The organism is Pseudomonas syringae pv. coryli str. NCPPB 4273 (genome assembly GCF_000972175.1).
Taxonomy (GTDB): Bacteria; Pseudomonadota; Gammaproteobacteria; order Pseudomonadales; family Pseudomonadaceae; genus Aquipseudomonas; species Aquipseudomonas syringae.
This window is the reverse complement of record NZ_AWQP01000033.1, coordinates 40,274-51,889: the sequence shown is the minus strand read 5'-3', so window position 1 is coordinate 51,889 and position 11,616 is coordinate 40,274. Positions and strand designations below refer to the sequence as shown.

Sequence of the window (11,616 nt, the reverse complement as noted above, 5' to 3'; positions counted from 1 at the left end):
AGGCAAAAACAGGCGAGGAACGGCCGGGGTCGCGTTCGACTCTACGTGTTGTAAATGAGCATTCCGATTGGACTCGCATCCGAGCCTGTTTTTAACGAAGCATCACCGAGCGCAGCCACTTTTCGTACAGAGCCTAACGTACACGCCGGACTTCAAGCCCTACCCACCAAGGCCTCACCATGATCCAGATTCGCCCCATGACACCGGAAGATTTCGAGCGCTTCTGGCCCACCTTTCAGGCTGTCGTCATCGCCCAGGAAACCTACGCCTACGACCCTGCCCTCACTCAGGAGCAGGCCCGCGATCTGTGGATGAAGGCCCCGCTGCATACGCTGATTGCCGAGGAAGATGGCCATCTGTTGGGCAGCTACTACCTGAAGACCAATGCGGCAGGCCCGGGTAATCATGTCTGCAACTGTGGCTATATGGTGACGGACGCGGCGCGGGGTCGTGGTGTGGCGCGGTTGATGTGCGAGCACTCGCAGCAACTGGCGCGCGATAGCGGGTTCCTGGCGATGCAGTTCAATTCGGTGGTCGCCAGCAATGAGGTGGCGGTCGGGTTGTGGAGCAAGCTGGGTTTCGAGACTGTCGGGCGGTTGCCCAAGGCTTATCGTCATGCCCGATTGGGCCTGGTGGATTGTCTGGTGATGTACAAGTGGCTGGCTGATGAGCCGGTGGCCAAAGAGCCTGCGCAGCCCAAGCTGATTGGCCGCAAGAATATCGAATCCGTGGTGTCACGTCCGCGTCGAAAATAAGCGCGACGCACACATGAAAACGGGGCCTGCTCACCATGAGCAGGCCCCGTTTTGCATTACAGCTCGGTGCTTATTTGCCAGCCCCCATGTCGGGCTGTTTCTGCAGCAACACCCGAGTCACTCGGCGCTCTTCCACGCCGACGACGTGCAGGTTCCAGCCCTGCCAGCTGAGGCTGTCGCCGGTAGACGGCAGGCGATCCAGCAGGCTCATGACCAGTCCGGCGAGGGTCTGATAGTCTTCGGTCGCCTTGGCCTGGAAGCCAGTGCGCTCGCGAATCAGGCTCAGGTTCAAGGCACCCGATACCACGAAGTCCTCGCCCTGCTCGACGATGTCCGGGCCTTCCACTTCGCTGGCGTCAGGCAGCTGGCCAGCGATGGACTCGAGAATGTCGGTCATGCTCAACACGCCGATGAAGTCACCAAACTCGTTGACCACAAAGGCGATGTGCGTCGATTCCTTGCGCATCTGCTCCAGGGCATTGAGGATGGTGAAGCTTTCCAGCAGGTTGATTGCCTTGCGCGACATCAGTTTCAAGTCGGGCTCGTTGCCGGACAACAGCTCCTTGAACAGCTCTTTCTTGTGCACGAAGCCCAGCGGCTCATCGATACCGCGCTCGCCAATCAGCGGCAGACGCGAGTAGGACGAGTGCATCAGTTTCAGACGAATCTTTTCGGCGCTGTCGTTCAGGTCGATACAGTCGACTTCCGCCCTCGGCGTCATCACTGTGCGAATCGGCCGCTCTGCCAGCTGCAGTACGCCGCTGATCATCACGCGCTCACGACGGTCGAACACCGGCTCGCTGCTTTCACCATCCAGCATGTCGGTGATTTCCTCATCGACGTCACCAGACTCCAGCTTGCGACCGCCCAACAGGCGCATCACCGCGTGGGCTGCCCGCTCGCGGCGCGGCAGGTGACCATGGGCCGACTTCTTGCTGCGCTTGCGGGCGATCTGGTTGAACACCTCGATGAGGATCGAGAAGCCGATGGCCGCATACAGATAGCCCTTGGGAATATGGAAACCCAGGCCTTCGGCGGTCAGGCTGAAACCGATCATCATCAGGAAGCCCAGACACAGCATGATCACCGTCGGGCGGCTGTTGACGAATTTGGTCAGCGGCTTGCTGGCAATCATCATCAGGCCGATGGAGAAGATCACCGCGATCATCATCACCGACAGGTGCTCGACCATGCCGACGGCGGTAATCACCGCATCCAGCGAGAACACGGCGTCCAGTACGACGATCTGCGCAACGATAGGCCAGAACAACGCATAGCCCGCATTACCGGCGCGCTGGGCGACATGCCCTTCCAGCCGCTCGTGCAGTTCCATGGTGGCCTTGAACAGCAGGAACACACCACCAAACAGCATGATCAGGTCGCGACCGGAGAACGTCTTGCCGAATATTTCGAACAACGGCTCGGTCAGGGTCACCATCCACGAGATGCTCGCCAGCAGGCCAAGGCGCATGATCAACGCCAGCGACAGGCCGATGACGCGCGCCTTGTCGCGTTGTTCAGGGGGCAGTTTGTCGGCCAGGATGGCGATGAACACCAGGTTGTCGATGCCCAGCACCAGTTCCAGCACGATAAGGGTCAGCAGGCCAAGCCATGCCGTGGGATCAGCGATCCATTCCATGGTTTATGCAGCCTCACGATAAAAATGGCAGGGGTGGGTATGGGTCACTGTAGACCAGACGCCATGACTGAACGTCAGGCATGGCGTTGCAGCGTCAGGACGCGAAGGTCTGCCGGAATCCATGCAGTGCAAGAGGTTAAGTAGAGAGACGTTCAAATGAAGCGGCCTGCTGGGTAACAGTGAGATCACCGGCCAGCCATAAGCGATGGAAGGAGGACAACTCGGAGGCTCCTGGAGGGTATTCATACAGTCCTGAAAATCAATACGGGCGCTGATCGTACAATACACATAGATGTTTCGTACGTTGAGAAAGTATTACAAGACTTGACCACGGAGCGTGCTGCTTGCTGAGCAGCAAATGAGCACAGGGCGACGTTTTGTCACACCTCCAGGCACTACCAGTTGTCTGACAACCGAATGGCGCGGGTAGATGCGCCAATCCATTTGTTTTAAAATGTTTCCATAACGTCAGGCATGCGCAGTGCTGCTCGCGATCCGTTTCAACGTCGCCCTTCACTGCTCGCCTGAACAGAATCATAAAAAGAAAGCCCGTCATAGACGGGCTTTTTTCATTTTCAGCTTTTGCATCCGATGCCCTCGACGGCATCTGGGCAACCTGTTTTCTTAACCTTTGAGGTGATTTACCCATGCTGCGCATCGTTGTTGTTCATTTGTTCCAGTGGCTCAAGCGTCTGTCGTCCGCGCTGTTCTTCCGCAGCGCAGAGGACAACTATTCGCGCAGCTTCACACGCGAAAACGATGACGAAGGCCGCTGGACGTTTGTTTCGATCGTCATCGTTCTGACCCTCAGCCTTTATTGCCTGGCTGGCCTGGATTACTACGCCAAGACCAACATCTGGGACGGCTTCACTCAGGAGCAGAAAGAGAACATCGCGCAGGCCATGGTGGTCAGCTCGCAGAATCTCTGACAGTTACTGGGTTGGACTAAACGGGGGAAGCGAAAGCTTCCCCCGTTTTCGTTTGCACCGGTTTGTGATGATGCGGCTTGTCATGAAGCGGCTTTTCTGCGAGAAAGCCCGCTCGCGCCAATGACAGAGCGCGCTGCAACCGGAAGCATGGCAATGAGTAAAGAATTACAGATTACCGAGCTGCACCTCGGCGAGGGCAAGGCAGCGGTAAAGGGTGCGCTGATCACCACGCATTACACCGGAACCCTGGAAGATGGCACTGTGTTCGATTCATCCCACGAGCGTGGCAAGCCGTTTCAGTGCGTGATCGGCACCGGGCGCGTCATCAAGGGCTGGGACCAGGGCCTGATGGGCATGAAAGTCGGCGGCAAGCGTCAATTGTTCGTCCCCGCCCACCTGGCCTACGGCGACAGAAGCATGGGCGCGCACATCAAGCCCGGTGCCGACCTGACGTTCGAAATAGAACTGCTAGAAGTGCTGACCCGCGACGATTGAGCAGCTTGCCTTGCAGATCAGCCTGAATCGGCCGATACCCTGACGCACAGGCACACGCCTGATTGCTTGTTATCGCAGAAAAAGCCATGCTCCGGGTATGGAATTCAAGGTCTTGGCACAGGAACACGTATGGCGCTCAATAAGTCGACTCAGGAGCTGAAGCGACACCTGAAAGGGACAGCAACCAACCTGGAAAACACGGCGGAAGAAATTCTCAAACTCGCCTCGCAGATGAACGATGTGGATGTCACCGCAGTGCTGCAGATGGTCAACCGCCTTTACAGCGATGCCGACCAGCTCAAAGCCTATGCCGATGAGGTCAAGGCCAAGCGGATCGTGCGCGCCAAGCCGCTGTAAATCGCTGCACCCGAGTTCAGACGCGCTTTCTTCGGTCCAGAGGACCTTCGATGCTGCCACAGCCCGCCACTTCCAGCGTCAGCCCCAGGCACCTGAACATGCAGAAATGGCGTGGCCGGGTCGGCATGGGCCTGGTCGCTAGCCTGTCGGTTCTGGCCGGCATGACCGATGCCATCGGCTTCATGGCCACCGGCGATTTCGTTTCGTTCATGAGCGGCAACACCACCCGGCTTGCAGTCGCAATCAGTGATGGCGACCTGAGCGTGACGGTGCGTCTGACCCTCGCAATCCTTGCCTTCATTGCCGGCAACGCGCTGGGCGTGGTGGTTGCGCGCCTTGGCGGGCGTCGCGCCCTGCCCTTGCTGCTGGGTATCGCCACGCTGCTGTGTGCGGCTGCAGCATGGCCACTGGAAAGCAATATGCTCGCGCTGATCTGGGCGATTCTGGCAATGGGCATGCTCAACGCCGCCGTCGAGCAGGTCAACGGGCTGCCGGTCGGCCTGACTTACGTGACCGGCGCGCTGTCGCGCTTCGGTCGTGGCCTGGGTCGCTGGATGCTGGGGGAACGCCGGGACGGCTGGCGCGTGCAACTGGTCCCCTGGGTCGGCATGTTCATCGGGGCCGTGATAGGCGCGCTACTCGAGCACCGCCTGGGGCTCAACGCCCTGTTGATCAGCGGCAGCCTGTCAGCGTTGCTGGGGCTGGTTTCGCTGAAAATCCCGCACCGCTGGCAACGTCAATACATGCCACGCTGAACCCTGCGATGCCCATCTGCTGAAATACGTTTACCATACTCCGCTTTTCCTGACCGACCTGCGCCATGACCCCTGAAGCACTCGCGATTCTGCAACAGCACCTGATCGACGCGTTGAACAACGTCCCGAATGAAACCCGCCGCCTGTTTCACGGCCGTGGTCGTGTGTGGCCGGGGCTGGAGCACATCACTGTCGACTGGATGCAGGGCGTGGTGCTGGTCTCGGTGTTCAAGGAACCTCTTGAATCCGAGCTGGCAGCATTGATGCAGCTGTTGCACGCGTTGATCGACACGCCCCAGTGGCAGCAGAGCCAGGCGCACACCCTGCTGCTGCAGCACCGCTATCTGCCACAGAGCACCACCCAATGGTTGACCGGCGATGTCGTGGATGAATGGGTGATCACCGAAAACGGCCTGCGCTACAAAGTCGATTTCGGCAAAAAGCAGAACAGCGGGCTGTTTCTGGACATGCGCTACGGCCGTGAATGGGTGCAGGCTCAGGCCAAGGGCAAGCGCATCCTCAATCTGTTCGCCTACACCTGCGGCTTCTCGGTCGCCGCCCTGGCCGGAGGTGCCGACCACGTCGTGAATCTGGACATGGCCCGCGCTGCGTTGAATCGTGGCCGCGAGAATCATCGCCTCAATGATCAGGACCTCAGCCGCGTGACCTTTCTGGGCCATGACCTGTTCAAATCTTGGGCCAAGGTCACCCGCTGCGGCCCTTACGACCTGATCATCATCGACCCGCCGTCCTTCCAGAAAGGCAGTTTCATGCTCGACAAGGACTACCAGCGTGTCCTGCGCCGCCTGCCGGAGTTGCTGGACGAGAACGGCTCGGTGCTGGCGTGCATGAACGATCCCGCGCTGGGACCGGATTTTCTGATTCAGCACACCGCAATCGAAGCACCTTGCCTGCGCTTCGAACAGCGCCTGGAAAACCCGCCGGAGTTCCCCGACGCTCGCGTTGAGGGCGGCTTGAAGGCGCTGGTGTTCAAGGCAGAAGGCTTGAGCCGCAGCGGATGGGCGTAGCGAGCCAGGACTGACGGCCGCTTCAACGCCGAAAAGGCTGTCAGGTTTTCAAGTGACTCAGGCACCCAAACGCGAGATCACATCCCCGAGGCCAGTAGAAAGGCTCCGCAGTTCCTGACTGGCGTTCTGAGTGCGTTTGACGTTGTCCTGATTGGTCACGGCGATGGAGGTGATTTCAGTGAGGTTGCGCGAGATGTCCTCTGCCACGGAAGTCTGCTCTTCGGCAGCCGTCGCAATCTGGCGATTCATGTCGCGAATATTCTCCACGGCCATGGTAATGCGCTGCAGGGTTGCGCCAGCGTTCGCAACCTGCTGGACGCTCTCTTCACTTCGCGCCTGACCGCCCTGAATGGCCTGCACCGCATCACTGGCACCGGTCTGCACCGAATTGATGATCTGATTGATTTCGGAGGTTGAAACGGCAGTACGCTGCGCCAGTGTACGAACCTCGTCAGCCACCACCGCGAAACCGCGTCCGGCGTCACCGGCCCGTGCGGCTTCGATCGCGGCATTCAGCGCCAGCAGATTGGTCTGATCGGCAATGCTGCGGATCACTTCCAGCACTTTGCCAATACGGCCGCTGTCGGTTTCCAGTCGCTCGATGACATCGGCCGTCAAAACGATCTCGTTGCGCATGCGGGTGATGGTCGCAATGGTCAATTGCATGACCCGCTCGCCATCCTGAGCGCTCTGGTCAGCCTCATCCGCAGCTCGCGCAGCATCGGCGGCATGTCGGGCAACGTCCTGAGCGGTGGCAGACATCTCGGTCATGGCGGTCGCGACCTGATCGGTGCGCTCGAACTGCTCATGAGTGCCTTGCGCCATCAACTCGGCAATGGCATTCAACTCGCCGCCCGCCGTGTCCAGATCGGTGCTGCTGCGCTTCAGGCGGGTGAAGGTGTCGGCCAGGAAATCCCGCAGGGTATTTGCGGCAACGGCCAGACGACCCAGTTCGTCCTGTCGCGTGATCTCGACGCGCGCACCAAACTTGCCTTCACTTAACTGGGCGACGTAGTCGATAAGCATGCGAATGGGCGCAATCAGGTTGCGATTGATCATCCACAGTGCCAGCAGACCGACCAGCAGCGCCGACACCAGCATCACCCCTGCGCCGACCAGAATGGTACGTTGGGCTTCATGGCTGATGGCAACGGACTGAGCATCGCTGCTCTTGTGCAATTGTTCGACCAGACCAGCCATCTGCTCGCTGGTCGGACGGTCGACACCTTTGACCGCCATATCACCCGCGCCAGCGTCACCGCCTGCGGCGACAAACGCATCACGACCGGTCCGGTAGGCCGTACCCAGCGCCTGGTGAGCCTGTTGCAGCGTTTGCACCTGGCTTTTCAACGCAGCGTCGGTGCCGTGCATTTCAGCAAGCCGACCCAGTGTGCTTTGCACCTTGCGCTCCTGTTCTTCGAACTGCCCCCAGTACTTGTCGCGCTCGGCGGGTGTTTTGCCACGCAACAGGACGTTTTTCCACTCCTGGACCTGAATCTTGAATTGCAGGTTGGCTTCGTCCACCAGTTGCGACGCCCGGACCGGGCCGTCGATAAGGCTGCGATAAGCCTGCACGTTATCGGAGAGAAAGTTGAAGCAGGCCAAGGCAATGACCAGCACAAGCGCAAGGCTACCGCCGAGCAGACCTAGAATTTGCAGTCGCAGGGATTTGGACATCAGGACGATCTCTGGAGAAAAAGAATCCGCGGGATACGCGAAAGTTGCAGACACGTCCCTGTAGACCGATCTTGTGGATCAGGTATATGTGGCCCTTGCGATCAACATTGGCCCACAAAACTTTTTCTTTAAAAACAGCGATGATCGGCAATACACCCGATAAAAGAACAAAACAGCAGCGGGTAACCTGCTGGCTAATCGACCTGCCCGAACACTTGGCTGGGCCGCCGCAGCGACGGGTCGAACGGGTTGATTCTGGCACTGATGGCCGTGGCTTCGCGCTTGAGCAATTCGACCACGGTCATCAGGCGATCGAGCCCCAGCCGGTCGGAAATGGTCGCCACGCTGAGCGCAGCCACTGCACGACCGCTGCGGTCCAGGATCGGCACAGCAAGCCCGGCCATGCCCGGAAGCGCACCGGTGTTGCGCCCCGCGTAGCCCTGGCGTCGTACGTTTTCCACCTCCGAACGCAGAAATACCTCGTCGTACAGGTGAAAATCCTTGAGCCGTGGCAGGTTGTAGGCAATGACCGTTTCCCGCTCGTCCTCGGGCAGAAACGCAAGAATCGCCAGACTGCCCTGCCCCACGCCCAAGGCTACACGGCCGCCAATGTCGCCGGTGAACGTGCGGATCGGATACGGGCCTTCGCTGCGGTCCAGACAGATCGCGTCAAAACCGCTGCGTGCCAGCAGAAACAGCGAGTCACCCAGTGAGGCGGACAGGCGCAAAAGGCTGGGGCGCACCACGTCACGCAGGTTGCCGGTATTACCCGCCTTGGCGGCCAGGGCGAAGAACTCGATGCTCAACCGGTAACGTTTGCTGAGCAGATCCTGCTCGACCATCCCCTCATCCATCAGGCTGCGCAGCAAGCGGTGTGTGGTGGGTTGCGACAACCCGACCCGCTGGGCGAGTTGCGTGACCCGCTCGCCGCCTTCATCACAATCGCCCAGGCAGCGCAGTACCGCGAACAGACGGGAAACGGCTCCCACTCCGACTTCAGCTTTCACGTTATTCCGATCAGTGGAATTATTCATGACAATATCTCTTTATATTTCCACTAAAAGAATTAATTCAAATAAAAATGTTATTCAGTGAAATTCTCTGTTGAGCCCATCCTAGCCTTCGCCCTACTCTCAGTCCACAGGGGCGATTTGAACAATCATCGGTAGCCGACGCAGAGCGAGCACCAACGTCCACAGAACTGCATGACTTCATTTCGCATCTGCCCATGACAAACGCGTGCTTCGGCGCGCATGCACAAAGGTGGAAGCAGGCATGGCATTTCTGCAGCTCGAAGGACTTTCCAAACGCTACGGCTCCATTGACGCGGTGGTTGCCACCAACCTGGCCGTCGACAAGGGCGAATTCGTTTCACTGCTCGGCCCTTCCGGCTGCGGCAAAACCACCACCCTGCAAATGATCGCCGGCTTCGTTGACGTCAGTGACGGACGCATTGTGCTCGACGGGCGCGACATCACCCATGCCAAACCCAGCAGCCGAGGCCTCGGCGTAGTGTTCCAAAGCTATGCGCTGTTTCCGCACATGACCGTGGCCGACAACGTTGCGTTCGGCCTGCGTATGCGCAAGGTGCCTGCCGCCGAGTTGCAGCCGCGTGTCAAACGGGTACTGGAACTGGTGCGCCTCGGTCAGCATGCCGAGCGCTACCCGCGCGAGTTGTCCGGTGGTCAGCGCCAACGGGTCGCATTGGCCCGCGCACTGGTAATCGAGCCGCCAGTGCTGCTGCTCGACGAGCCGCTGTCCAACCTGGACGCCAACCTGCGCGAAGAGATGCAGTTCGAGATCCGCCGCATTCAGAACGAAGTCGGCATTACCACGCTGATGGTCACCCATGATCAGGCCGAAGCCCTGTCGATCAGCGATCGGGTCGTGGTGATGCAGGCCGGTCGTATCACCCAGATCGACGAGCCTTACAAGCTTTACGAACACCCGCGCACACGCTTCATTTCGGGTTTCGTCGGCAAGGCCAACATGTTGCAGGGTGATCTGGACAGCAGCGGCATTCCGCAGATTCGTCAGGTGCCCGGCGATGGCAGCCTGACCCTCAGCCTGCGTCCCGAGAAGATCGATCTGGTGGCACCTGGCTGCGGACGACTGTCCGGACGCATCGTCACCCGTTACTTCCTCGGCAGCCAGTGGCTGTATCGCATCCAGACCGGCATTGGCGAAGTGACGGTAGTACGTCGCAACGACGGCCAGGCGCCGCTGGAACAAGGCGCGGCAGTCGACATGGACTGGCCCACCGAGTTGCTGCGCGTGCTGGATGCCGACGAGGTGCGCGCATGAGCCTGCTGAGCGAAATGCGTCAGGGCGGCCGCGGCTATTGGCTGTCAGCACCGGCGCTGGCGCTGTATATCGGCCTGCTGGTGTTGCCGCTGGGTCTGACCCTGGTGCTGTCGTTCAACGTGTTCGACTATCAGGTCGGGGTGAAAAGCGACAGCTACACGCTGGCCAACTATATGGCCGTGGTCACCGACTCGTATTTCTATGAAATCTTCCTGCGCACCTTCTGGATCAGTGCGCTGGTCACCCTGCTGTGCGTGCTTATAGGCGTGCCGGAAGCCTACATTCTCAGCCGCATGGGCACGCCGTGGCGCTCGATCTTCCTGATCCTGATTCTCACGCCGCTGCTGATCTCGGTGGTGGTCCGGGCGTTCGGCTGGAGCCTGCTGCTGGGCGCGGACGGTCTGATCAATCAGGTCATCCAGTTCATGGGCGGACGCCCGGTGAAACTGCTGTACACCCCGTTTGCCGTGGTCATTGCGCTGGTCCACGTCATGTTGCCGTTCATGATCATTCCGGTCTGGACCTCGCTGCAGAAGCTCGACCCCACTGCCGAACAGGCCGCGCTGTCGCTGGGCGCCAGCCAGGCGAAAGTCATGCGTCTGATCGTGCTGCCGCAAGTCATGCCCGGCGTGCTGTCCGGCTCGCTGATCGTGTTCGGTCTGGCCGCCAGTTCGTTCGCCATTCCCGGCCTGCTCGGCGGACGACGCCTGAAGATGGTCGCCACGGTGATCTACGACCAGTACCTGTCGGAGCTGAACTGGCCGATGGGCGCGACCCTTGCCGTGGCGCTGCTGCTGGTCAACCTGCTGGTCATGCTGTCCTGGAACCGCATGATCGAAGGCCGTTACAAAAAAACTCTGGGGGAATGATCCATGTCCAAGAACGGTCCGTTGGCCCTCTCGTTTCATGCGCTGGTAGTGATCTTCATGATGGCCCCGCTGGTGGTGGTGTGCCTGGTGGCGCTCACCCCGGAAAACACCCTGAGCCTGCCCACCACCCACTTCTCGCTGCGCTGGTTCAAGGCCGTTTTCGAGCGCGCCGACTTTATCGATTCCTTCTACAACAGCCTGATACTGGCGTTCGTATCGGCGACGCTGGCCACCCTGATCGCGGTACCCGCCGCTCTGGCAATCACTCGCCATACATTCCCGGGCCGCAATTTTTTCAATGCCCTGTTTCTGTCGCCGATCATCATTCCGCACCTGGTACTGGGGGTGGCGATGCTGCGCCTGTTTGCGCTGATGGGTGTGAACGGCAGCTTCACCTGGCTGATCTTCGCCCATGTGCTGGTCATCACGCCTTACGTACTGCGCCTGGTACTGGCGGCGGCAATCGGCATCGACCGCAGCGCCGAGCACGCCGCCGAGTCTCTGGGGGCCGATCGTTTCACGCTGTTTCGGCAGATCACCCTGCCAATGATCCTGCCCGGCGTGGCAGGCGGCTGGTTACTGGCGTTCATCAACAGTTTCGATGAAGTCACGCTGTCGATCTTCGTCACCTCGCCCGCGACCCAGACCCTGCCGGTGCGCATGTATGTCTACGCCACCGAATCCATCGACCCGATGATGGCCGCCGTATCGGCACTGGTCATCGCCCTCACCGCCGCCACCATGATCCTGCTCGACCGGGTCTACGGGCTGGATCGCGTGCTGGTCGGCAAACACTAACCCGGAGCTT

General features: G+C 59.8%; 12 protein-coding genes. 9 read left to right on the top strand and 3 right to left on the bottom strand.

Annotation, left to right across the window (positions count from 1 at the left end; all coding sequences use genetic code 11):
• Positions 1–179 precede the first annotated feature (179 nt).
• Positions 180–755, top strand: a complete 576-nt coding sequence (locus tag P406_RS14750) for a GNAT family N-acetyltransferase (protein WP_046236589.1) — start codon at positions 180–182, stop codon at positions 753–755.
• A gap of 70 nt (positions 756–825) precedes the next feature.
• On the opposite strand, the gene P406_RS14745 is transcribed toward P406_RS14750, so the two are convergent.
• Positions 826–2,394, bottom strand: a complete 1,569-nt coding sequence (locus P406_RS14745; protein ID WP_032653745.1) for a TerC family protein — start codon at positions 2,392–2,394, stop codon at positions 826–828.
• Between the two features lie 647 nt (positions 2,395–3,041).
• Here P406_RS14745 and P406_RS14740 point away from each other — a divergent pair.
• The 5 genes from P406_RS14740 to P406_RS14720 all read left to right on the top strand — a co-directional run bounded on the left by P406_RS14740 (position 3,042) and on the right by P406_RS14720 (position 5,958).
• Positions 3,042–3,323 carry a hypothetical protein gene (locus P406_RS14740; RefSeq protein ID WP_046236588.1) on the top strand — a complete coding sequence of 94 codons (282 nt, stop codon included), beginning with the start codon at positions 3,042–3,044 and terminating at the stop codon, positions 3,321–3,323.
• Between the two features lie 153 nt (positions 3,324–3,476).
• Positions 3,477–3,818 carry an FKBP-type peptidyl-prolyl cis-trans isomerase gene (locus P406_RS14735; protein WP_046236587.1) on the top strand — a complete coding sequence of 114 codons (342 nt, stop codon included), beginning with the start codon at positions 3,477–3,479 and terminating at the stop codon, positions 3,816–3,818.
• Positions 3,819–3,947: 129 nt separating this feature from the next.
• Positions 3,948–4,175: a hypothetical protein gene (locus P406_RS14730; RefSeq protein WP_003317903.1), complete on the top strand. Its 228-nt coding sequence runs from the start codon at positions 3,948–3,950 to the stop codon at positions 4,173–4,175.
• A 50-nt stretch (positions 4,176–4,225) separates the two neighbouring features.
• Complete coding sequence (locus P406_RS14725) at positions 4,226–4,930, top strand: YoaK family protein (protein WP_032609373.1); 705 nt, start codon at positions 4,226–4,228, stop codon at positions 4,928–4,930.
• Between the two features lie 65 nt (positions 4,931–4,995).
• Positions 4,996–5,958, top strand: a complete 963-nt coding sequence (locus P406_RS14720) for a class I SAM-dependent methyltransferase (protein WP_046236586.1) — start codon at positions 4,996–4,998, stop codon at positions 5,956–5,958.
• Positions 5,959–6,015: 57 nt separating this feature from the next.
• On the opposite strand, the gene P406_RS14715 is transcribed toward P406_RS14720, so the two are convergent.
• Positions 6,016–7,635 carry a methyl-accepting chemotaxis protein gene (locus tag P406_RS14715; RefSeq protein WP_046236585.1) on the bottom strand — a complete coding sequence of 540 codons (1,620 nt, stop codon included), beginning with the start codon at positions 7,633–7,635 and terminating at the stop codon, positions 6,016–6,018.
• 194 nt (positions 7,636–7,829) lie between these two features.
• Entirely contained in the window at positions 7,830–8,669 is an 840-nt protein-coding gene (locus P406_RS14710; RefSeq protein ID WP_046236584.1) for an IclR family transcriptional regulator, read from the bottom strand.
• A 241-nt stretch (positions 8,670–8,910) separates the two neighbouring features.
• Between P406_RS14710 and P406_RS14705 the strand changes: the two genes are divergently transcribed.
• From P406_RS14705 to P406_RS14695, 3 genes are read left to right on the top strand one after another with little or no spacing between them, the layout of a single operon-like run.
• Positions 8,911–9,939, top strand: a complete 1,029-nt coding sequence (locus tag P406_RS14705) for an ABC transporter ATP-binding protein (RefSeq protein WP_046236583.1) — start codon at positions 8,911–8,913, stop codon at positions 9,937–9,939.
• On the top strand, positions 9,936–10,808 hold the full coding sequence (locus P406_RS14700) for an ABC transporter permease (RefSeq protein WP_003317898.1): 873 nt from the start codon (positions 9,936–9,938) through the stop codon (positions 10,806–10,808). The genes P406_RS14705 and P406_RS14700 overlap by 4 nt, the downstream gene beginning before the upstream one ends.
• A 3-nt stretch (positions 10,809–10,811) precedes the next feature.
• Positions 10,812–11,606, top strand: a complete 795-nt coding sequence (locus P406_RS14695; RefSeq protein WP_046236582.1) for an ABC transporter permease — start codon at positions 10,812–10,814, stop codon at positions 11,604–11,606.
• Positions 11,607–11,616 lie beyond the last annotated feature (10 nt).